The sequence below is a fragment of the Parvimonas sp. D9 genome, from assembly GCF_035282565.1.
GTDB lineage: Bacteria > Bacillota > Clostridia > Tissierellales > Peptoniphilaceae > Parvimonas > Parvimonas micra.
In genome coordinates this window covers 51,230-75,367 of record NZ_JAYKBM010000002.1, presented here as the reverse complement: position 1 = coordinate 75,367, position 24,138 = coordinate 51,230, and the positions used below count along the sequence as shown (strand labels likewise).

Annotated in this window: 20 protein-coding genes and 1 tRNA gene; 18 read left to right on the top strand and 3 right to left on the bottom strand. The window is 28.8% G+C overall.

Translation table 11 applies throughout. The features are described from left to right. Positions 1-4: 4 nt before the first annotated feature. The 14 genes from VJI94_RS02575 to VJI94_RS02510 all read left to right on the top strand — a co-directional run bounded on the left by VJI94_RS02575 (position 5) and on the right by VJI94_RS02510 (position 16,888). Positions 5-994, top strand: coding sequence for an alpha-ketoacid dehydrogenase subunit beta (locus VJI94_RS02575; RefSeq protein ID WP_324008220.1), 990 nt, complete (start codon positions 5-7; stop codon positions 992-994). A 9-nt stretch (positions 995-1,003) separates the two neighbouring features. Continuing rightward, positions 1,004-2,041 carry a dihydrolipoamide acetyltransferase gene (locus tag VJI94_RS02570; protein WP_324008219.1) on the top strand — a complete coding sequence of 346 codons (1,038 nt, stop codon included), beginning with the start codon at positions 1,004-1,006 and terminating at the stop codon, positions 2,039-2,041. A gap of 15 nt (positions 2,042-2,056) precedes the next feature. Next, a complete protein-coding gene (lpdA, locus tag VJI94_RS02565; RefSeq protein ID WP_324008218.1) occupies positions 2,057-3,772 on the top strand; it encodes a dihydrolipoyl dehydrogenase in 1,716 nt (571 codons plus the stop codon). Positions 3,773-3,869: 97 nt separating this feature from the next. Next, positions 3,870-4,796 carry a lipoate--protein ligase gene (locus VJI94_RS02560; protein ID WP_324008217.1) on the top strand — a complete coding sequence of 309 codons (927 nt, stop codon included), beginning with the start codon at positions 3,870-3,872 and terminating at the stop codon, positions 4,794-4,796. A 9-nt stretch (positions 4,797-4,805) separates the two neighbouring features. Beyond that, positions 4,806-5,309, top strand: a complete 504-nt coding sequence (locus tag VJI94_RS02555) for a GNAT family N-acetyltransferase (RefSeq protein WP_324008216.1) — start codon at positions 4,806-4,808, stop codon at positions 5,307-5,309. Between the two features lie 144 nt (positions 5,310-5,453). Further along, on the top strand, positions 5,454-7,283 hold the full coding sequence (gene typA, locus VJI94_RS02550; protein WP_324008215.1) for a translational GTPase TypA: 1,830 nt from the start codon (positions 5,454-5,456) through the stop codon (positions 7,281-7,283). A gap of 213 nt (positions 7,284-7,496) precedes the next feature. After that, positions 7,497-8,759 carry a UDP-N-acetylglucosamine 1-carboxyvinyltransferase gene (murA, locus tag VJI94_RS02545; protein ID WP_029948674.1) on the top strand — a complete coding sequence of 421 codons (1,263 nt, stop codon included), beginning with the start codon at positions 7,497-7,499 and terminating at the stop codon, positions 8,757-8,759. 50 nt (positions 8,760-8,809) lie between these two features. After that, complete coding sequence (locus VJI94_RS02540; protein ID WP_324008213.1) at positions 8,810-11,029, top strand: ATP-dependent RecD-like DNA helicase; 2,220 nt, start codon at positions 8,810-8,812, stop codon at positions 11,027-11,029. Continuing rightward, positions 11,029-11,643, top strand: a complete 615-nt coding sequence (locus VJI94_RS02535) for a ComF family protein (protein ID WP_324008212.1) — start codon at positions 11,029-11,031, stop codon at positions 11,641-11,643. Before VJI94_RS02540 ends, VJI94_RS02535 begins: the two co-directional genes overlap by 1 nt. A 213-nt stretch (positions 11,644-11,856) precedes the next feature. Continuing rightward, positions 11,857-12,909 (top strand): phosphate/phosphite/phosphonate ABC transporter substrate-binding protein, encoded by a 1,053-nt coding sequence (locus tag VJI94_RS02530; RefSeq protein WP_314939155.1) that lies wholly within the window; start codon positions 11,857-11,859, stop codon positions 12,907-12,909. A gap of 65 nt (positions 12,910-12,974) precedes the next feature. After that, positions 12,975-13,742, top strand: coding sequence for a phosphonate ABC transporter ATP-binding protein (phnC, locus tag VJI94_RS02525; protein ID WP_004833162.1), 768 nt, complete (start codon positions 12,975-12,977; stop codon positions 13,740-13,742). Between the two features lies 1 nt (position 13,743). Beyond that, positions 13,744-14,565 (top strand): phosphonate ABC transporter, permease protein PhnE, encoded by an 822-nt coding sequence (gene phnE, locus VJI94_RS02520; protein WP_324008211.1) that lies wholly within the window; start codon positions 13,744-13,746, stop codon positions 14,563-14,565. Positions 14,566-14,570: 5 nt separating this feature from the next. Next, the gene (phnE, locus tag VJI94_RS02515; protein ID WP_314939159.1) at positions 14,571-15,386 is read left to right on the top strand and encodes a phosphonate ABC transporter, permease protein PhnE; all 816 of its coding nucleotides are present in this window, start codon (positions 14,571-14,573) and stop codon (positions 15,384-15,386) included. Further along, on the top strand, positions 15,386-16,888 hold the full coding sequence (locus tag VJI94_RS02510) for a bifunctional UDP-sugar hydrolase/5'-nucleotidase (protein ID WP_324008209.1): 1,503 nt from the start codon (positions 15,386-15,388) through the stop codon (positions 16,886-16,888). The genes phnE (VJI94_RS02515) and VJI94_RS02510 overlap by 1 nt, the downstream gene beginning before the upstream one ends. A gap of 104 nt (positions 16,889-16,992) precedes the next feature. Here the strand turns inward: VJI94_RS02510 and VJI94_RS02505 are convergent, their stop codons facing one another. After that, entirely contained in the window at positions 16,993-17,745 is a 753-nt protein-coding gene (locus tag VJI94_RS02505) for an exodeoxyribonuclease III (RefSeq protein WP_324008208.1), read from the bottom strand. 158 nt (positions 17,746-17,903) lie between these two features. On the opposite strand from VJI94_RS02505, the gene VJI94_RS02500 reads away from it, so the two are divergent. Next, positions 17,904-19,598, top strand: coding sequence for a phospho-sugar mutase (locus VJI94_RS02500; protein ID WP_324008384.1), 1,695 nt, complete (start codon positions 17,904-17,906; stop codon positions 19,596-19,598). A gap of 137 nt (positions 19,599-19,735) precedes the next feature. Here the strand turns inward: VJI94_RS02500 and VJI94_RS02495 are convergent. After that, positions 19,736-19,822 (bottom strand) — tRNA-Leu (locus VJI94_RS02495). A 197-nt stretch (positions 19,823-20,019) separates the two neighbouring features. Between VJI94_RS02495 and upp the strand changes: the two genes are divergently transcribed. Further along, complete coding sequence (gene upp / locus VJI94_RS02490) at positions 20,020-20,649, top strand: uracil phosphoribosyltransferase (RefSeq protein WP_009354226.1); 630 nt, start codon at positions 20,020-20,022, stop codon at positions 20,647-20,649. Between the two features lie 39 nt (positions 20,650-20,688). Here the strand turns inward: upp and VJI94_RS02485 are convergent, their stop codons facing one another. Further along, a complete protein-coding gene (locus VJI94_RS02485; protein WP_248110171.1) occupies positions 20,689-21,006 on the bottom strand; it encodes a hypothetical protein in 318 nt (105 codons plus the stop codon). Positions 21,007-21,302: 296 nt separating this feature from the next. On the opposite strand from VJI94_RS02485, the gene tkt reads away from it, so the two are divergent. Next, complete coding sequence (tkt, locus tag VJI94_RS02480; protein ID WP_324008207.1) at positions 21,303-23,276, top strand: transketolase; 1,974 nt, start codon at positions 21,303-21,305, stop codon at positions 23,274-23,276. 145 nt (positions 23,277-23,421) lie between these two features. Next, positions 23,422-24,108: a hypothetical protein gene (locus tag VJI94_RS02475; RefSeq protein WP_324008206.1), complete on the top strand. Its 687-nt coding sequence runs from the start codon at positions 23,422-23,424 to the stop codon at positions 24,106-24,108. Positions 24,109-24,138 lie beyond the last annotated feature (30 nt).

Here is a 24,138-nt window from a genome sequence, read left to right as displayed (position 1 = left end):
GATTATGGCTAGTGAAATAAAGATTATGACTTTGCGTGAAGCAATAAAAGAGGCGATGTCCGAAGAAATGCGTAGAGATGAAAATGTATTTTTGATGGGTGAAGATGTTGGTATTTTTGGAGGAGACTTTGGAACTACTGTTGGAATGCTTGAAGAATTTGGAGAAGAAAGAGTTAGAGATTGTCCTATAAGTGAAGCCGCTATTGCAGGATCTGCTGCGGGAGCTGCATCAGTGGGAATGCGTCCTATCGTTGATTTAACTTTTATGGATTTTGTTACAATAGCTATGGATGCGATAGTAAATGAAGCTGCTCCAATGAGATATATGTTAGGTGGAGAAGTTAGTCTTCCTGTTGTTTATCGTTGTGCATCAGGATCCGGAACAGGATCTGCAGCTCAACATAGTAAAGCTCTTGAATCATGGTTTTGCCATATTCCGGGCTTAAAAGTTGTTGCTCCGGGAACCGTAAATGATGCTTATGGAATTTTAAAAGCGTCCATTAGAGATAATAATCCAGTAATTTTCATTGAATCTAAAGCCCTTTTTGGAAGAAAAGGCGAAGTAAAGATTGGAGAAATTGTTGAAATTGGAAAAGGAGAAGTTAAAGTTGAAGGCAAAGATGTAACTTTAGTTTCTTGGGGAAGAATGTTAGAAAGAGCTTTACAAGCAGCTGAAGAATTAAAAGCTGAAGGAATTAGTGTTGAAGTTGTTGACCCAATAACATTAGTACCTTTAGATGAAGACTTGATAGTTGAATCTGTTAAGAAAACAGGAAGACTTGTTCTTTGCCATGATTCATTTAAAACAGGTGGATTTGGTGGAGAAATTTCAGCTAGAATTGCTGAAAGTGATGCTTTTGATTATTTAGATGCACCAATTTATAGACTTGCTGGAGCCGACACAAATATACCTTCTGCTAAAAACTTAGAAGCAGTAATTGTACCAAGTGTTGAAGATATTAAAAATACAATTAGAAAAGCAGTTAATAGATAGGAGGAAATTATGTCTGATATAAAATTAAGAGCAACACCTGCTGCAAGATTTTTATCTAAGCAAAATAATATCGACTTATCATTGCTAAAAGGAACAGGCCCTAAGGGAAGAATTCAAAAAGAAGATGTTTTAAATTTTAAAAATTTTGGAATTATTAAAGTTTCTTCTCTTGCGAAAAAAATTACAGAAGTTGAAGGTGTTGATTTAACTAAGGTAACTGGAACTGGAGTTAATGGTAAGATTTTAAAGGAAGATGTTTTAAAATTTTTAACAAATAAAGATGTAATTTCTACAGAAAAAGCAGTTGAAGAACAACAAATCGAAACTCAAGAAGTTAAAAAATCATATGGTGAAGTTGAAGAAATTCCAATGTCAATGATGAGAAGAACTGTTGCTAAGAGAATGAGTGAAAGTTATTTCACAGCTCCAGTTTTTGTAGCAAATATAGAAGTTGATATGACTGAAGTTAAAAACTTAAGAGCTAATATTATGCAACAATTAATTGATGAAACAGGATATAAACTTACTATTACAGATATAATTTCTTTAGCAACTGTGAAGAGTTTAATGAAACATCCATATGTAAATTGTAGTTTATCAGCAGATGGAACTAAAATTTTACTTCATAAATATGTAAATCTTGCTATGGCTGTTGGTCTTGAAAGTGGACTTTTAACTCCGGTTGTTAAAAATGCTGAGAAAATGAATTTAAGAGAACTTATGATTTCATTAAAGGACTTAACTAAAAAAGCTGTTGAAATGAAATTAGAGTCAGAAGAATTAGAAGATAGTACATTTACTATTAGTAACTTAGGAATGTTTGGAATTGATTCTTTTGCTCCTATTATAAATCAACCTAATAGTGCTATTTTAGGTGTAAGTGCAACTGTTGATAAACCGGTTGTTGTAAATGGAGAAATAACTGTAAGACCTATTATGAAATTATCAATTACTGTTGATCATAGGGTTGTTGATGGAATGGAAGCTGCGAAGTTTTTAAATACTTTGAAAGATTATTTAGAAAATCCTATTTCAATTTTAGTTTAGTGTGAGGAGAAAATTATGTTAACAGAAGTAATAATGCCAAAAGCTGGTAGTGAAATGGAAGAAGGTCAAATTGTAAAATGGCTTAAAAAAGAAGGCGACAAAGTTGAAGCCGGAGAAATAATTTTAGAAATTATGACTGATAAGGTTAATATGGAAATCGAAGCTGAGGCTTCAGGAACTTTGCTTAAAATCTTAAAACAAGATGGAGAAATTGTTCCAGTTATAACAACTATTGCATATATTGGAGATGAAGGGGATGTTATTCCTGAAACTGCTTCAGCACCTGTTAAAGAAGAAGTTAAGGAAGAAGTTAAACCACAAGTTGAAGAAAAAGTAGTTGAAGTTAAAGCTGAAACTAAAAAAGAATTAAAAGATGGTGAATATGATGTTGTTGTAATTGGTGGTGGTCCTGCTGGTTATTATTCAGCAATTAAAGCTGCTCAAAAGGGAGCAAAGGTTGCAATAGCTGAAAATAATAAATTTGGTGGTACTTGTTTAAATAGAGGATGTATTCCAACAAAAACATATTTACAAAATGTTGAAGATATAGAAAGAATTAAAGCATCAAGCAAAAGAGGAATTATTTTAGAAAATGACAATGTTACTGTCGACGTTGCAAAAGCATTAAAATTCAAAAATTCGATAGTAAAAAAACTTACTGCTGGTGTTGAATTTTTATTAAAGAGCAATTCAGTTGAAATGTTTAAAGAAACAGCTTATATAAATTCAAATGGAAATGTAACTTTAGAAAGCGGAAAAGAACTTGTTTGTGGTTCAATAATTTTTGCTGGTGGATCTAAATGTGTTAAAAATATTAAGGGTTCAGATAATTCAAATGTTATAGATACTGATGAAGCATTGGATTTAAAAGAAGCCCCTGAATCTTTAGTAATAATCGGAGCAGATTATATCGGAGTTGAAATGGCTCAAATATTCAGCTCTTTTGGAAGTAAAGTAACTGTTGTTGAAAGAAAGAATTCTGCTATTGAAGTAATAGACTCAGAAGTTTCTTCAATCTTAATCAAATCTTTAGAAAAATCTGGAATTAAATTTATCTTTGGTAAAGAAATTACAGAAATTTCCGGAGAAAAAGCATTAGCAGGTTCAGAAGAAGTTGCTAGTGCAAAAGTAATTTTACTTACAACTAGAGAAGCTGATTTAACCGCATTAAAAGATGTGAAACTTGAAGTTTCAAATGGAAATGTAGTTGCTAATGAAAAAATGCAATCAAGTTTAAAGAATATTTATGTTCCTGGAGATGTTAATGGTAAAAATCTTCTTGCACATGCTGCATTTAAAATGGGATATGTTGCTGCTTCAGAAATAATTGAAGGCAAATCAGACAAATACAATAACAATGTTATTCCTAGAGCAATTTACACATATCCTGAAATAGGAAGTGTAGGTTTAACTGAAGAAGAAGCTAAAAAATCTTATGATGTAAAAGTTGGTAAATTTAACTATGGAGCAAATGGGAGAGCTTTAGCTCATGGAGATTCATCAGGAATGGTTAAAATTATTTCTGATGCAAGATATGGAGAAATATTAGGAGCTCATATTGTTGGACCTAGAGCATCCGAGTTGATTAATGAAGTTTCAGTTTTAATGCAATCAGAAGTTATTGTTGAAGAAGCAATTAAAATGGTATTTGGACATCCAACATTCTCAGAAGCAATATATGAAGCTATTGCAGATGTTGAAGGAGTTAGTGTACATTTACCTAAAAAGTAAAAAATATAAAATTTATTTGAAAAAGGATAGAAATTCTATCCTTTTTTTAATGAATATGATAAAATAGTTTTGATACTTTTGGAATTGAGGAGAAATTATGATTTTTATTAAAAATAAAAGTACAGATGTGTATTTTAATTTAGCTATGGAAGAATATATCTTTGAAAAATTTAAAGAAGATGAAGTTTTTATGCTTTGGATAAATGAACCATCTGTAGTTATTGGAAAACATCAGAATTTAATTGAAGAATTAAATATGAAATACTGTTTTGAAAATAATATCAATATTGCCAGAAGACTCTCGGGCGGTGGAACGGTTGTTCACGATTTTGGAAATCTAAATTATACTTACATAACAAATACAACCGGGGATACTGCACTTGACTTTAAGGAATTTTTAAAACCTATGTATAATGCTCTTTTAAGTTTGAATATAGACGCTAATATTTCTCCGAGAAATGACTTTAGAGTTAAGGAAAAGAAAATTTGTGGACATTCTCAATTTATGAGAAAGAAAAGAGTTTTACATCACGGTTGCATTCTATTTGATAGCAATTTAGATAATTTAAGAAATGCTTTGAATGTAAAAAACAAAAAAATTATTTCAAAATCTGCAAAATCTGTAAAGAGCAGTGTTGCAAATTTAAAAGAAATTTCAAAACTGGATTATGAAATTTCAGATTTTTTAGAAAAATTAAAAAATGAAATTTTAAAAACTCAAGAGAATTTTGAAATTTGCGAATTAACAAAAGAGGATATTTTAAATATAGATAAAATAAAATCTGAAAAATATGCTACAAAAGACTGGATATATGGACAATCTCCTAAATGTACTTTTATCTTAGATGAAGAAAGAGATTATACTGTTGAAATTGATGATGGGAAAATAGAAAAAATTAATATGGGAGACGATAATAAATTTGACAGTTTAATAGGATTATATTTTGAATATGAAGAAATAAAAAATAAAATAGCTGAGTTAAATCTAAAAGATGATTATGCTAAAAAACTTATAGAAATTTAAGGAGATTATATGCTATTTTTAAAAGAGATGAATATTGAAGATGCAAAGAAAGAATATATTGCAATGACTTCAATTCCTGAAGATGAGAATGGGTTTGTGAATAGATTTTATAATGTTTCATTTGAAGAATTTGTAAATGAGGTAATTCCAACTTGTGAAAAACAATCTAAGGGAATTGACTTAAAACCTAATAGAGTTCCTCAAAATTATTATTTCCTATGGGACGATGATGAAATAGTGGGTCTTTTTAAAGTACGAAAAAAACTTAATGACTCTTTAAGAGAGGGAGCAGGACATATCGGCTATGGAATTATAAAAAAATATAGAAATAAAGGCTATGCAACAAGAGGCCTTAAACTATTAATCGAGCTTATAAAAGATGAAATTGAAGAAGAGGAAATTTATATGAGTGTAAATAAGGATAATCCTTACTCTTTAAAAACTCAGCTAAACTGTGGAGCTTACATATTTGCGGAAAATGAAGACCACTATTTTACTAGAATAAAAATTTAATGCAAATATTTCAAAAGAGACAGTTCATAACGAATTGTCTTTTTTGATAAAAAGGCATAAAATCAATCAAAAATTTTACTTTTTGATGTATATATGCTATAATTAATTGTTATGCATTGGATATAAATATAGAAAGGAAAGTATATGAAAAATATTGAAAATATAAGAAATGTTGCGATTATAGCACATGTTGATCATGGTAAAACTACTTTGGTAGATTGTTTATTAAAAAGTAGCGGTGTTTTTAGAGAAAATCAAGATGTAAAAGAAAGAGTAATGGACTCAAATGATATAGAAAGAGAAAGAGGAATTACAATTCTTTCAAAAAATACTGCCATTGATTATAATGGAATAAAAATTAATGTAATTGATACTCCGGGACATGCTGATTTTGGTGGAGAAGTTGAACGTGTTTTAAAAATGGCAAATGGAGTTATCCTAGTAGTTGATGCTTTTGAAGGACCTATGCCTCAAACTAAATTTGTTTTGAGAAAAGCTTTTGAACTTAAATTGCCAACCATTATTTGCATAAATAAAATTGATAGACCTGAAGCTAGATGTGAAGAAGTTGTTGATGAAGTTTTAGATTTATTTATCCAACTTGACGCGTCTGAAGATTATTTAGAAAGTCCTTTTGTTTTTGCATCTGCAAGATCTGGATATGCAACTATGGATTTTAACAAAAAGACTGAAGATATGAAAACTCTTTTGGATGTTATTGTTGACTATATTCCTGCACCAAAAGGAGATGAAAATGCGCCTTTTAAATTACTTATTTCTACTACTGATTATAATGAGTATGTAGGAAGAATAGGTATTGGTAAAATAGAAAGCGGTAGTGTTAAGCTTGGAGATGATGCTGTAATTGTAAATTATAATGATAGCAGTATAAATAAGAAAATAAAAATTACTAAAATATATGAATTTGAAAATTTATCCAGAAAAGAAGTTGAAAGTTCATCTGTAGGAAATATTATTGCAGTAACGGGAGTTGAAGGTATTAGCATAGGTGATACTCTTTGCTCTTTGGAAGATGTAACACCACTTCCATTTGTAAAGATTTCTGAACCTACTCTTGCCATGAATTTTATAGTTAATAACTCTCCTTTTGCAGGTAAAGAAGGAAAATTTGTTACAAGTAGACAAATTCGTGCAAGACTTTATAAAGAATTAGAAACGGATGTAAGTTTAAGAGTTGAGGATACTGCTTCAACAGACAGCTTTAGAGTTTCAGGAAGAGGAGAACTTCATCTTTCAGTTTTAATTGAAAATATGAGAAGAGAAGGTTATGAATTCCAAGTTTCAAAACCCGAAGTTTTATACAAAAAAGACCAAAATGGCAAATTATTAGAACCAATAGAAACTGTAACTATAGATGTAGATCAAGAATTTGTTGGTTCTGTCATTGAAAAGTTAGGACAAAGAAAAGCTGACTTAGTTAATATGAATCCTTCACAAGCAGGATATACAAGACTTATTTTTAATATTCCTGCAAGAGGACTTATAGGATATCGTTCAGAGTTTTTAACTGATACTAGAGGAAGTGGTACTTTAAATACTGAATTTAAAGGTTATGAACCATTTAAAGGGGAAATTCCAAAGAGAAATGTTGGTTCATTAATTTGTTTTGAAACTGGTGTTGCAACAGCTTATGGATTAAATTCAGCACAAGAGAGGGGAATATTATTTATTTCTCCTCAAGCTGAAGTTTATGAAGGAATGGTTGTAGGTTCTAATGCTAAGGGGCTTGATATTGAAGTTAATGTTTGTAAAAAGAAACAACAAACAAATATTAGATCTTCAGCATCTGATGATGCTTTAAAACTTAGTCCACCAAAGATCATGAGTTTGGAAGAAATGTTGGAATTTATTGAAAGTGATGAATATATCGAAGTAACGCCTAAGAGTTTAAGAATGAGAAAAAAAATATTGGATTCACAATTGAGATATAAATCTAAGAAAAATAGTAAATAGTTTAAAAATATAGTATAAATGTGGTATAATAAAAGCAGATTTATAATTTATGACAAGACAGAATCTATTTTTATTATCATAAATTTATTTTAATGACTGAAATAAAGTAGTTTTAAATAGATGAGGACTCCACCTTTCCATGATGTTTCACATCGGATAGGTATATTGGAATCTTGTTATTTCACAATAAAAAAATATTTTGGAGGGATTTGTTTGCCTAAGATATTAGTAAGAAAAAGTGCCCCTTTAGAAGGCACTGTAAAAATAGATGGAGCAAAGAATGCAGCACTTCCTATTATAGCTGCTTCGCTTTTGGGAACTGAACCGATAGTTTTAGAAGACGTTCCTAATTTAGTGGATGTAAAAATAATTTTAAAAGTTTTAGAGAGTTTGGGTGCCAAAGTTGAATTTTTATCTGAAAATAGAGTCTCTATTGATTCCAGTAATATAAATTCTTTTGTAACTGATAGAAGTTTAATGGAAAAGATGAGAGCGTCATTTTTAGTTATGGGTCCGTTGCTTGCAAGATTTGGTAGAGCGGATGCATTTTTGCCGGGTGGTTGTGCAATAGGCTCTCGTCCTATTGATTTACATTTAAAAGGATTTAAAATTTTAGGTGCATTAATTGAAGAAGAACCGGATAAAGTTTCAGCGAGATGTGAAAAACTTTATGGAGATACAATTTATTTAGATTTTCCATCAGTAGGAGCAACACAAAATATAATGATGGCTGCAACTTTAGCAAGAGGAGAAACTATAATTGAAAATGCTGCAATGGAACCGGAAATTGTAGATTTAGGAAATTTTTTGAATAAAATGGGAGCAAAAATTTCAGGAGCGGGAACTTCCACTATAAGAATTATAGGAGTAGAAAAATTAGGGGGTACAGTTCATACTATTATTCCTGATAGAATAGAAGCTGCCACATTTATGATAGCTGCTGCAATTACCGGAGGAAAGGTTGTAGTTCAAAATTGTATTTCAAACCATATCAAACCTGTTATTGCAAAATTGAAAGAAACAGGTGCTTATGTTGTTGTAAATGAAGATGAGGATTCAATTTTTGTAAAAGGAAGCGATAAGATTAAGGGAACAGATATTAAAACTTTACCTTATCCGGGTTTTCCAACAGATGTTCAAGCACAATTTATGGCTTATTTATGTGTATGTGAAGATCAAGCAAAAGTTACTGAAACTGTTTTTGAAAATAGATTTATGCATGTGAAAGAGCTTAACAAAATGGGAGCTATTATTGCAACAAGTGGTAAAGAAGCTAGAATTGCAGGGGTAAGAAAACTTTCCGGAGCAGAAGTTAATGCAACGGATTTAAGAGCGGGAGCTGCTCTTGTTTTGGCAGGTCTTGTTGCGGAAGGTACAACGACAATTGGAAATATTTATCATATAGATAGAGGATATAATGACTTTGTAGGTAAAATGAAGTCATTAGGAGCAAATATTGAAAGAATAGAAGATTAACTTTTTAGGAAACTAGTTTTAGTTTCCTAAATTTATATGCAGGAGAAGTTATGAAATTAACAGGAGAAGTTATAAAGGTCAGATATGTAAATGAAGAGAACGGATATTCGGTTTTTGATTTAAATACAAGTGATGGAGAAATAAAAATTGTAGGAATTTTTGATTCTGTTAATATAGGAGAAAGTTTAGAAGTTGAAGGGGAATTTACATACGATAACAAGTATGGCGAACAGCTGAATGTATCTTCCTATCAAAAAAAGTTACCTAGTTCTACTGTTGAAATTGAAAAATATTTGGCAAGTGGAATTATTTCTACAATAGGTCCTAAAAATGCAAGTTATATAGTTAAACAATTTGGTAAAAAAAGTTTAGACATAGTTTTCGATGAAACTGATAAATTGTTAGAAGTCAGAGGAATTGGAAAGAAAAGTATAGAAAAAATAAAAAAATCTGTTGAAGAATTAAAGTTCAGTAAAAACATTTTATTTCATCTTACTGGTCTTGGTATAAGTTTAAGTTTATCTAAAAAAATTTACAATATCTTTAGAGAAAATACTTTGGAAGTCATCAATGAAAATCCGTATAAGTTGATTAAAAATGTAAAAGGAATTGGCTTTTTGAAGGCAGACGAAATAGCTTTGAAGAATAATTTAGATAAAAATAGTCCCTATAGAATAGAATCAGCCATTCTTTATGTATTAAATCAAAAAGCTATAAATTTTGGACATGTTTACTATCCAAAAGAAAAACTTACTAATGAAGTTTCTAAACTGATAGGAGTTGAAACAGAACTTATAGAACCTGTATATATGAATTTACTTTTATCTTCTGAAGTAGTTATAGATAATTCATTTGAGGAATCAAATATTTATTTAGATTATTTATATGTTTCTGAAAGTTATATTGCAAGTAAACTTGCAAAAATGGCATTAAATGATGATTTCAAAATTTTATTTGATATTGAAAAGGAAATAAAGGAAGCGATTAAAAGTCTATCTATAAAATTATCAAAAATTCAAATAGATGCAATTAAATCTTGTTTTGAAGAAAATATTTCTATTATAACTGGTGGTCCGGGCACCGGAAAAACCACAATAATAAATACAATATCTAAGATATATTTAGACAATGGTTATAATATTTCTCTTTGTGCTCCAACCGGTCGAGCTGCAAAAAGAATTGAAGAAACTACCGGAATAGAAGCTAAGACCATTCATAGAATGTTAGGTTATATTCCAAGCAGCTATGATGATATTGGACATTTTGAGTATAATGAAGATAATCCTTTAGATACTGATGTTATTATTATTGATGAGATGAGTATGGTTGATGTAGTTCTTTTTGAAAAACTTTTAAGAGGAATGAAAGATAATACGAGATTAGTAATTGTAGGCGATGTTGATCAGCTTCCAAGTGTCGGTGCAGGAAATGTCTTGAGGGATCTAATTAATTCTAAAAAGATAAAATATACAAAACTTGTTGATATTTTTAGACAATCTGAAAGTAGTAATATAATTGTTAATGCTCACAAAATAAATAATGGACAAGAGCCAATTTTAAATGAAAAAAATAGTGATTTTTTCTTTTTAAAAACTGAAACACCAGCAATTACTAGAAATGTTGTAGTTGATTTGATTAGTAAAAGGCTTCCGAATGCTTATGGCTATGATTTTTCTAAAGATATTCAAATTCTTACTCAAAGTAGAAAAGGAATCTGTGGAGTTTTTGAATTAAATAGATTGTTACAGGATATTTTAAATCCGAAAACTGAAACAACTGATGAACTATTAGTTGGTAATAAACTTTTTCGTGTAAATGATAAAGTTATGCAAACTAAAAATAATTATAATCTTTCTTTTTTTGATTCTGACGGAGAAGAAAATTTTGGTGTATATAATGGAGATATGGGACATATTATTTTCATTGATAAATCAAGTAAGAAGTTGACAGTTGAAATGGATGATAATAGGGTTATAGATTATACCTTAGAAGATTTAGATAATTTAGAATTAGCTTATGCAATAACTATACATAAGTCTCAAGGTTCTGAATTTAAATCTGTAATTATTCCTATGTTTGATGGATATAGACTACTTCAAACCAGAAATTTATTATATACTGCTATTACAAGAGCTAAGGAAAATATTGTACTAGTTGGAGATAAGAATGTTATGAATAATATGATTAGAAATAATACAATAAATAGCAGATATTCTAATTTGGAAAATAGGATAAAACATTTTTATGGACTTGTAGAGGATTTATTGTAATGATTAAAGAATTTTTAAAAAGTTTCTTTTTTAATGAAGATTACTGTTTTTTCTGTAAAGAAAATATTATAAAAAATTCATATTTGTGTGAGGATTGTTTATCTAAAATCAGAAAATATGATAAGGAAATTTTTAATGATTATGGAGAAAAATATTTTAAAAAAGATATTTTGTTTTATTATTCCGGAATGTTAAAGACAAAAATAAAGGAATTTAAGTTTGAAAATGGAGTATATTTGAAAAAACCTTTTGGAAAGTTGATATTTGATAATTTAGATAAATCTTTGCTTGAAAAGATGGATTATATTGCTTATGTTCCTTCAAGTAAAAAGAAAATTAGACAAAGAGGATATAATCATTCAAAACTGCTTGCAGAGGAAATTTCAAAGTATTCAAACATACAGTTGTTTGATAATCTTCATAAAATAAAAAATACTAAATCACAACATTTTTTATCTCTTGAAGAAAGAAGTGTAAATCTAAAAAATTCTTTCTTAGTTGATTGCGATTTAACAGGAAAAAATATTTTACTTATAGATGATATACATACAAGCGGTGCTACAATTGATGAGTGTTATAAAGAATTGAAAAAAGCTAATTGTAATTTTGTTTGAGCTGTTTGTCTGTGTGGAGTTTTTTAATATTAAAAATGAGCGAGTTTAATTGACTCGTTTTTTTGTTATTAAAATTTAGAAAATTTATTAATATAATTAAATATTAAAAAAGTTGAAAAAAAGTCATATTTCTAATTGTAAACGCTTATTCAAAATGATATAATATAAGGGCAAATCATACAATTTATGTTTCACTAATATACAGGGGGAATTATGAAAATATTTAAAAGAATTTTAATTTCATCTTTGGCACTTGTTTTAAGTGCTGGACTTCTTGTGGGCTGTGGCTCTAAAAAAGAAGGAAAAAAATCTGCTGATGGAAAAACTACTATTGAAAAACTTTCAATCGGTTTTGTACCTTCAAGAGAACCGTCAGAAATAGTTACTGCAACTGAACCTTTAAAAAATTTATTAAAGGAACAATTGGCAAAAGAAGGCTTTGATGTAAAAAATGTTGAAATAACAGTTGGAACAAGTTTTGAAGCAGTTGGAGAAGGTCTTAATGCCGGAACTTTAGATGTTGGATTTATTCCGGCAGGAACTTATGTTTTATATAGAGACGGAGCAGAAGTTCTTTTAACTGCTACTAGAAAAGGGCTTTCTATAAATGATGATTCTGCTAAAGTTTGGAATGACAAAAAACCGACAAAGAAAACAGAAGATCAAGCTACTTCTTATAGAGCATTAATGATTGCCGGACCATCTGAAAAAGGACAAGCAATAGCTAAAAAAGTAAATGCCGGAGAAAAATTAACATGGGATGATGTTAAAGATTTAAAATGGAGTGTTATGAATCCAACTTCTCCTGCAGGCTATATTTATCCAACTCTTTGGTTAAATGAAACTTTTGGAAAAACTATTAAAGATTTAGGAAATAATGCAATTTTAAGTGATTCTTACGGTTCTGCATTTGCAAGACTTGCTTCAGGACAAGTTGATGTACTTTGTACATATGCTGATGCAAGACTTGATCAAGAAAAGAAATGGACTGAAAATTACGGAAGAAAAGCATCTATTTGGGAAGAAACAAATCTTATAGGTGTAACTGCTCCTATTTATAATGATACTGTAAGTGTTTCTAAGAAGTCTAAAAATGTAACACCTGAATTCAAAAAAGCTTTAGAAAAAGCATTGATTGAAATTGCTAAAACTGAACAAGGCAAGAAAGTTATAGCTGTTTATAGTCATGAAGGTTATCAACCGGCAAAAGATGCTGACTATGATAACGAAGCAAAAGCTCAAGAAATTGTAAAAAAATTAAAATAATGATGAATTAATTAAATTGTGTGAGAATTAGGGAGAGAGAAATCTCTCCTTTTTTAACAAATTATATGGAGAAAAATATGATAGAATTTAAAAAAGTTAGCAAAGTTTATCCTAACGGAACAAAGGGATTAATTGATGTGGATTTACAAATTGAACAGGGAGAGTTTGTAGCTATTATAGGACTTTCCGGTTCCGGAAAATCTACATTAATAAGATGTGTCAATAAGATGCATGAAATTACTTCAGGAGAATTAATTGTAAATGATGTTGATGTAAAAAAATTAAGTGGCTCCGATATTAGAAAGTTTAGAAGAAAAATTGGTATGATTTTTCAATCTTTCAACCTTGTTACTAGAACAACTGTTATAAAAAATGTTTTAACTGCATTTGTTCCGGATTTAACAGGTTTTAGAAAGTTTTTTGGAATATTTCCTAAGGAATGTAAAATAAAATCTTTAGAGGCTCTTGATAAAGTAGATATGTTGGAAAAAGCATATGTAAGGGTTGATCAACTTTCAGGGGGTCAACAACAAAGAGTAGCTTTAGCAAGAGCTTTGGGTCAGAACCCACAAATTATTTTAGCCGATGAACCTGTTGCTGCTCTTGATCCTGTAACTTCAAATCAAGTTATGGAAGATTTTAGAAAAATTAATAAAGAAAATAAGATTACTATTTTACTAAATATTCATGATGTTGATTTAGCTTTAAAATATTGTGATAGAGTTATTGGAATAAATAAAGGTAGAATTGTTTATGACGGGAAATCAAGTGATATTACAAAGGAAATTTTAGATAAAATTTACAAAAAAGATTTATTTGAAACTGGAGAATAATATGAAAAATATATTTGATACTATATTTCCTAAGGAAAAGATAACTTTAGATAATGGAAAAGTAGTTTTTAGACCACGTTCAAAAACTCCTTTAATCACAATTATTGTAATTTTTTTAATGTATATTTCAGTAAAGGTTACCGGATTTTATTTTGAAGTATTTAAAAATTTTGGAAACTTTTTTAATATTTTAAAAGGAATGATTCCACCTGATTTTAGTTATAGTAAAGAGGTTATAATTCCACTTTTTGACACTATAAAAATGTCTTTGATGGGGTCGTTTTTAGGGGCATTAGTTTCATTACCTATTGCAATTTTAGCTTCCAGCAATATAACTAAAAATAAATTTGTAAATGGATTTTTTAAATTATTTTTAAGTATTTTAAGAACTCTACCTTCTCTTGTTTGTGCTTTAATAGCAACTTATATTTGGGGTCTTGGTACTTTTGCAGGAACTGTTGCAATCTTTATTTTTTCATTATCTTATGTTGGAAAATTATTGTATGAGTCAATTGAAACTGTTGATATGGGTGCTTTTGAATGTATGGAATCTATGGGATTTACTAAATTCTATGCCTTTAGATATGCTATATTGCCGGTTGTTTTACCTTCATATATTTCAACTGCATTATTCAACTTTGAAGGAAATGTAAGATATGCTGCGATTTTGGGTTATGTAGGTGCGGGTGGTATCGGTATGATTTTGAATGAAAAGCTCGGCTGGAGAGAATATTCAAAAGTTGGTACTATAGTATTTTTATTACTTTTAACTGTTTTTGTAATAGAAATTATAAGTGAACATTTTAGAGGAAGGTTGGAGTAATGGAAATGATGAATTCAAAAGTAGAAGAAAAATTAAAAAAAGAGCCAAAATCATACACTTATATTATTGCCATTATTGTAATTGTTTTGGGACTTTTAATTTGGTCTGCAATGTCAATTAAAAAAGGTGACGATGTTAAAGATTCAATGACTATTGCTAAAAATATTATAAATGGTATATTACATCCTGATTTGGAATTCCTTTTTAGACTTGATAATAAAGGTGTAATTTATTTGCTTTTTGAAACAATGTGTATTGCATTTTTAGGAACAATAATAGGGGCAATTATTTCTATTCCTTTTGCATTTATTTCTGCAAAGAAAATTGTTTCAAAATATGTAGCTGTAATAGGAAGATTTTTTACAATGTGTGTTAGAACTGTTCCGGCTTTTATTTATGGACTTATGTTTATAGGTGTTACAGGCCCTGGAGCGTTGGCTGGTGTATTTACAATGTCAGTTGTTTCAATAGGAATGGTTACTAAATTATATATAGATGTTATAGAAGATTTAGATTTTGGTATTATCGAATCTCTTTCAGCGATTGGATGTACTAAAATTGAACAAATAAGATATGGAATTTTACCACAAATTTATTCAAAGTTAATTTCTATCGTTATTTATAGATTTGATATGAATTTAAGAGATGCATCAGTTCTAGGACTTGTAGGAGCAGGTGGAATCGGGGCACCACTTATTTTTGCGATGAACAATTATCGTTGGAATGAAGTTGGATCAATTTTAGTTGGAATAATTATTTTAGTTTTAATTATTGAAGTATTTTCTAATAATGTTAGAAGAAAATTAGCGAGGGGATATTAATGGCTTTTAAAATTTTATCTACCACTGATGTTCATGGTAATTTACTAGCATATAATTTTGTAAACTCTGATATAGCAAATAAAGGACTTTCAAGATTTTCAACTTTTTTAAAAGAGGAAAGAAAAAAAGGGAAAGTAATTTATGTTGATAATGGAGATATAAATCAGGGAACACCTTTGGTAACCTATGCTAATGCAAATTTAAAAGAAAATATAGTTGCTAAAGCTCTTAATCATTTACATTGTGATTATATAAATATAGGAAATCACGATTTTAACTATGGTAGTGTTTTTTTATATAATTATGTTAAAGAAACTAATGCAAAATGTATTACTGGTAATGTAAAGTATAAAGATGAAAAACTTGGAAATACAGATATTATTTGCATAGATAATAAAAAAATTGCATTAATTGGAGTTGTAACTGATTATATTGACCATTGGGAAAATCCTAAAAATTTAGAAAATTTGGAAATATTAAGTGTTTTTGAAACTGTTAAAAATTCAGTTGAAGCTGTTAGAGATAAGGTTGATTATGTTGTAGTTTTTTATCATGGCGGTTTTGAAAGAGACTTAGAAAGTGGGAATCCTACCGAAAACTTGACAGGAGAAAATGTCGGTTATGAGATTTGTGATAAAATTTCCGGAATAGATGTTTTAGTTACAGGACATCAACATAGGACTTTAACAGGAAAGATAAAAGATACTTTTGTAATACAATGTGCAGATGGATGTGCAACTTGTATGGAAATTTTATTTGATGAAAATATTTCAGTTAATCTTAAAGATATTTCAGAATATGAAATTGATGCTGAAATGGAAGAAAAATTTAAAGAAGTTTTAAATGAAACTGAAAAATGGTTGGATATTGAAATTGGTAGTTGTAATAAAGAAATGTATATTTCTGATACAAAGTCTGCTCAATTGGAAAAACATTCAATTACAAGTTTTATAAACAAAATTCAAAAGGAAACTATGGGAGCGGATATTTCTTCTTGTTGTCTTTTTGAAGTTATGCCTGGTTTTGGTAAAAATTTAAGATATAGAGATATAATTTTAAATTATCCATTCCCAAATACATTAGTTTTAAAAGAAATGAGCGGGCAAAATATTTTAGATTATTTAACGCAGCTTTCAACTTACTGGATAGTGAAAGACAATAGAATTGATATTAATCCAAAGTTTTTATATCCAAAAAGAGAGATGTATAATTATGATATGCTTGATGGAATAGAATATACAATGAACATTTCAAAAAATGGAAAAAATTTCATAACAGACGTAAAAGTTGATGGAGACGAGCTGATTTTAGATAAAAAATATAAACTTGTATTAAATAATTATAGAGCGACAGGAGGAGGAAATTTTTCATTTTTCCCGGAACTTAAAACGCTTAAAGAAGATACAAGGGATATCGCAGAAGTTTTGATTGATTATGTAAAAGAAAATAATTATGTTGAAATTGAAGATAAGAATAATATAAAATTAAAAATCGTTGATTAGAATTAAAGACTATCGCAGTGATGTGATAGTCTTTTTTATAATTAATAAAAAATAAATATATAAAAAAAGATATATCTTATTCAATATATCTTTCTAAAAAGAGACTATTTTATTTCCAAATAAACAGGACAGTGATCACTACCTAAAATGCTTTGATGTATTTGTGCATCTACAAGTCTATCATTCATGTCTTTTGAAGTTAAGAAATAGTCAATTCTCCAACCTGCATTTCTTTCTCTTGATTTTCCAAAATAACTCCACCAACTATATTCATTTTCTTTATCAGGGTAGAAATATCTAAAAGTGTCTGTAAAACCGCTATCTAAAAGAATGGACATCTTTTCTCTTTCTTCATCCGTAAATCCTGCATTTTTTCTATTTGTCTTCGGATTTTTTAAGTCAATTTCTTTATGAGCAACATTTAAGTCGCCACAAACTATTACTGATTTTGTTTTATTTAAATCAAGTAAGTAATTTCTAAAAGCATCTTCCCAAACCATTCTGTAGTCAAGTCTTAAAAGTTCCTGTTTTGAGTTTGGTGTATAACAAGTCACTAAAAAGAAATCATCATATTCTAATGTTATAAGCCTTCCTTCATTGTCGTGTTCTTCTATTCCCATTCCATATTTTACACTTAAAGGTTTATATTTTGTAAAAATTGCAGTTCCGCTATATCCCTTTCTTTTTGCATAATTATAGAAAGCTTCATAGCCTTCAAGTTCAAGATCAAGTTGACCTTCACTCATCTTAATTTCTTGTAAGCAGAAAAAATCTGCATTAATATCATTAAAATAATCTAAAAATCCTTTTTTTATACAAGCTCTAAGTCCATTAACATTCCAAGAAATAAATCTCATTTAATCACCTCATATTATTTTTTAATCATACCAATTAATTATACCATAAATTTATCATTACAAACATTTATTTTGAAATTTACTTTAATTTGAAGTGTTGAAATAAAATACCTTTTGATGTAAAATATAAGAGAATATATATTTAGGAGGACTTTATGATAGATTACAAAAAAGTTTATGAAGAATGGTTAAATAATGATTTTTTTGATGAAAAAACAAAAAATGATTTATTTTCAATAAAAGATAATGAAGAAGAAATTAAAGATAGATTTTATAAAGTTTTAGAATTCGGGACTGCCGGCCTTCGTGGAAAACTTGGTGCAGGAACAAATAGAATGAACAAATATATGGTTTCGAAAGCTGCTCAGGCTCTTGCAAATACTATTATTGATTATGGTCAAGAAGCTGTTGAAAGAGGAGTTGCTTTAAGTTATGATGTCAGATATGGGTCAAAAGAATTTGCAGAACTTACTTGTTCAATAATGGCAGGAAATGGAATTAAATCATATATATATAAGGGAATCAGACCTACTCCAATGTGTTCTTATGCTATTAGAAAATTAAATTGTATAGCCGGAGTAATGGTTACTGCAAGTCACAATCCACAAGCATATAATGGATATAAAGCATATTGGAAAGAGGGATCACAAATTCTTGATGACATTGCAAATCAAATTTCAGCTCATATGGATAAAATTGAAAAATTTGAAGATGTAAAATTAATTCCTTTTGAGGATGCTCTAAAGAGCGGAATTGCTAAATATATTGATGATTCAGTAGAGGAAGATTATAAAAAGGAAGTTCTAAATTTAGCTATAAATGATAAAAATATAGACAAAGATATTAAAGTGGTTTACACTCCTTTAAATGGAGTTGGAAATTTACCTGTTAGAGAAGTTTTGAAAAGAAGAGGATTTAAAAATATTTTTGTTGTAAAAGAACAAGAAATGCCGGATCCCGAATTTACAACTGTTGGATATCCTAATCCTGAAGTTCCTAAAGCTTTTCTTTATTCTGAAAAATTAGGTAAAGAAGTTGGAGCAGATATTTTAATTGCAACTGATCCTGATTGTGATAGGGTTGCCCTTGAAGTTAGAGATAAAAATGGGGAATATGTATTTTTAAACGGTAACAGAATTGGATCCTTATTATCATATTATATTTTCTCACAAAGATATGCACTTAAGAATTTACCCGAAAATCCGGTTTTAGTAAAATCTATTGTAACAGGAGATTTATCAAGAGTAATAGCTAAAAAATATGGAATAGAAACAGTTGAAACATTAACAGGTTTTAAAAATATATGTGGTAAGACAAACGAATATGATATAACTAAAGAAAAAAATTATGTTTTCGGATATGAAGAAAGCATAGGTTTTTGCTACGGAACATTCGTAAGAGATAAAGATGCTGTTGGAGCTTCAATGATGGTTGTAGAAATGGCTGCATATTATAAAAAACAAGGAAAAAGTCTATTAGATGTTTTAAATGATATTTATGAAGAATTCGGATATTATAACGAAAGACAAATTTCTCTTGAACTTGAAGGAATTGAAGGACAACAAAGAATTGGAAGAATGATGGAAGATTTTAGAGAAAATCCTATAAAAGAAATGGAAGATATTTCTTTAAAAGAAATCATCGATTTTAAAGATGGATATTTAGATTTTCCAAAACAAAATTGTCTAAAATACTATTTGAATGATGGGTCTTGGTATGCTTTAAGACCATCAGGAACAGAACCTAAAATTAAGTTATATATCTATACAATAGGAAAAACTGAACAAGAAAGTATTGATAAGCTAGATTTAATTGAAAAAGCTTGTAGAGAAAAAATGAATAATGTAAAATAGATTAGAAAGGTATGTTGATTCATACCTTTTTTTGCAATAAGAACCCCACCCTTCCACGATGCTTCGCATCGGGTGGGTTCCCGGGAACCTTGTTGTTTCACAATAAAAAAAACTAACAAAAAAGTTAGTTTTTGAAATGGTGCCGGCAGTGGGACTCGAACCCACACACCCTTGCGGATAACAGATTTTGAGTCTGTCTCGTCTGCCAGTTCCGACACGCCGGCAAATTTAATTACTAGAATAGTATAACATAAAAGTAAAAACATTTCAATATTTTTGATGAAAATTTTTTGTGAAAAATATTAGAAATATTTTATCAATATAACAAATAGACTTTACTAATTAAAAAAATTTTTGTATAATAGTAAAAATTAATTTAATAAAATGAAAAAATTTTTGCATAATTATAGGAGGTAATTGCATGTCAAAATTAACAGTATTCGATCACCCGGTTATTTCACATAAGTTGGGATATTTAAGGGATAAAAAAACCGGTGGAAAAGATTTTAGAGCCTTAGTAAATGAAATTTCAATGCTTATGGCTTATGAAGTTACAAGAGATTTAAAAACTGATGAAGTAGAAATTGAAACACCTTTACAAAAGACAAAGGTTAAGAGATTATCAGGTAAAAAGTTGGGAGTAGTTCCTATCCTAAGAGCGGGACTTGGAATGGTTGAAGGTATGTTAAATATTCTTCCTGCTGCAAAAGTTGGTCATATTGGGTTATATCGTGATCCTGAAACTTTACAACCTGTTGAATATTATTGCAAATTACCTGTAGATGCAGAAGAAAGAGATTTTTTAGTTCTTGATCCAATGCTTGCAACAGGAGGTTCTGCTTCTGATGCCATAAAACTTTTAAAACAAAAGGGTTGTAAAAATATCAAATTGGTTTGCATAATTGCAGCTCCTGAAGGAGTTGAAGCTGTTCAAAGAAATCACCCGGATGTAGATATTTTTGTAGCTGCATTGGATGAGAGATTAAATGAACATAGTTACATTATTCCTGGACTTGGAGATGCAGGAGATAGATTGTTCGGAACAAAGTAATTTATAGAATTAAAAAAGTTGGAGTTTTCTCCAACTTTTTTAATTGTTAAATCTATCATTTGTCTTGTATCGTACAAATTTTAGTAACCACCATTTGTAGTATAAAATAGGAATTATTGAGAGAGATGTAACAATATAAATATATCTTGAATTTCTGAACAATAATGCTATAAAAAAATATATTATTGAAATAATTAAGTAAAAATTTCCATATTTTTCTATTATATCATCTTTTGTTTTTTCAGAAATTTGATTTTCATTATAATAAGGAATTTCTTTTACTTTAATTATTTTTTTTATAATTAAATATCTTTTTATTAAACTGATAATTCCTATAAACACTAAGAAGTAAAACATTATTAATTTCCTCTAGTAATCATTTCTATAATTTTATACAATGATTATATATTATTTTAATTTGTTTGTCAATTGATGTGATATCCAGAATCATAAAACGCTAATTTTTATGAATTGAATCATAACAATAAATTGTTTGGTTGTATATTAAATCTAGATTTGTCACATATGTTTGACAACTCTAGAGTCTTAGTTGCTGAATCAATAGTTATGTTATTGAAAAAAATTGTATTTATTGATATAATTAATTCGTTAAGTTTGTTTTTAAAAATAATATATTTAAGTGAGGGAATGATATGGAAATTAAGAATTTATGTATTAATACTATGAGAACATTAAGTGCTGATGCTATTCAAAAGGCAAAGTCAGGACATCCTGGACTTCCACTTGGAGCATCACCAATGGCATTTACTTTATTTAATGATTGTATGAAGATTTCTCCTAAAAATCCAAATTGGGTTGACAGAGATAGATTTATTTTATCAGCAGGACATGGTTCTATGCTTTTATATTCATTACTTCATTTATTTGATTATGGTGTTAGTATTGAAGATATAAAGAATTTTAGACAAATTGACAGCTTGACTCCGGGACATCCTGAATATGGTCATACTGCTGGAATAGATGCAACAACAGGACCACTTGGACAAGGTGTTTCAATGGCTGTTGGTATGGCATTAGCTGAAAGTCATTTAGCTTCAATTTTCAATACTGACGATTGTAAAATAGTAGATCACTATACTTATTCAATCGTTGGAGACGGCTGTCTTATGGAAGGTATCAGCAATGAAGCATCTTCACTTGCAGGTACATTAAAATTAGGAAAACTTATAGTTTTATACGATAGCAATAATATAACGATTGAAGGAGATACTTCAACTGCTTTTGGCGAAAATGTAAGAGCTAGATATGAAGCTCTAGGTTGGGATACTTATTTTGTTGCAGATGGTAATAATATCAATGAAATTAAAGAAGCAATAGAAAGAGCAAAATTAACTGATAAACCTTCATTAATAGAAATAAAGACAAAAATCGGATACGGCTCAACTAAACAGGGAAGTGCTTCAGCACATGGAGAACCATTGGGAGAAGATAATATTCCAACATTTAAGAAAAATATTGGATGGGAATATGAAGAAAGTTTTTATGTTCCTGAAGAAGTTAAAAAATATATGAAAGAAGTTGTTGAAAGAAAAAATACTTTTGTTGATGAATGGGAAAAACAACTTGGAGAATACAAAGTTAAATATCCTGAAAAATATGATTTATTCCAAAAATTTATGAAAGAAGAAATTGACGAAGAAATCTTAAATGATTCATCAATTACTGAATTTGATAAAGATATGGCTTCAAGAGAATCAAGCGGAATTGTGCTTAATAGATTTTCTAAATTATTACCAAATCTTTTTGGAGGATCAGCAGATTTAGGACCATCAAACAAATCAACAATGAAAGAATTTGACTACTATTCACCTGAAAATAGAACTGGAAAAAACATTCACTTTGGAGTAAGAGAACATGCAATGGCTGCAATCTGTAATGGGATTTCATTACATGGAGGACTTTTACCATATTGTGCAACATTCTTTGTTTTCAGTGACTATTTAAAACCTGCTGTAAGACTTTCTGCACTTATGAATCAAGGTGTTATTTATGTTTTAACTCATGATAGTATTGGAGTTGGAGAAGACGGACCTACACATGAACCAATTGAACATTTGGCAATGTTTAGATCTACACCAAATGTTTCTATGTATAGACCTTGTGATGCAAAAGAAACTGCTTATGCTTGGATATCTGCATTAAAGAATAGAAAAACTCCAAGCTGTTTAGCACTTACAAGACAAAAATTGACTAATTTAGAAGAAACTTCATCAGAAGCTCTAAAAGGTGGATATGTCCTAAAAGACTTTGGAAAAGATTTTGAAATGATTATAATTGCATCAGGTTCAGAAGTTAGCTTAGCTTACAAAGTTTGTGAAAAACTTTTAGAAGAAAATATTTGCACAAGACTTGTATCAATGCCATGTATGGAAGAATTTGAAAAGCAAAGTAAAGAATATAAAGAAAGTGTATTACCTAATAACATCAGAAAGAGAGTCAGCATTGAAGCCTTATCAACATTTGGTTGGGGTAAATATATCGGATTAGATGGAATTTCAATAGGTCTTGATACATTTGGAGCATCAGCACCTGCAAATTTATTATTTGAAAAATTTGGATTTACAGTTGATGCAGTTTATGAAAAAATAAAAAAAGAATTATTTTAATTAACAAAAATTCATAAAAAAATAGCGAAGTTTTTCTTCGCTATTTTTTATGAAAATATTTTCAGTAAATTATTGAATATATGTATGTAATTTGATATAATAATGTTGTATTATAAAATAATAACGTGTTTATTGGGAGGTTATTATGAAAGACATCTACTATTATGGAATGGTTGCTTTTGTTTTAGTGATAAATTCATATTATGGAATTATGTTCTATAGAATGAGGAATAAAGAGTATGTTTCTGAAGTTTATAATATTTTAATGAGAAATCCAAAAATAAAATATGCTGAAAAGATATTAAAATTTTATGGATTATTTCATTTTGTTATTGCAGCTTTAGGATTAATGCTCTTTTTTATTAAGAATTTGTATATTATCTTGGGATTTCTTTTTGTTATTATGATATTGGATAGCTTATTTTTTGTTATAATATCGAAAAAATCTGAAAAATTAAATCATATACTAAATTTAGTTTTAGTATTAATATTTATATTTTTACATTTAAAATTTGCTAATGGTGTAGAAATAACTCAAAAAATTTATAATATTTCATACACAATTGTAATTGAAAATGGTGATAGTAATTTTAAAGAGCTAAAAGAAAAATCTCATCTCGAAGAAATATTAAAGAGTGAAATAAAAAATATCTCTAAAATGAAAGACAAAAAAATTGAATTATACGACCAAAAAGGAAAGCTATTAATAGAATCTGACCTATACGAAGCAGAAGTAAAAAATTCAGCTACAAATGAATATGAAAAGCTGGAAAATATAATAAAGTACAAAGGAAAATATTATAAAATTTATGAGCCGAAAAAATTAGATTAAAATATTAAAATTAGAAATTAAAATACGATA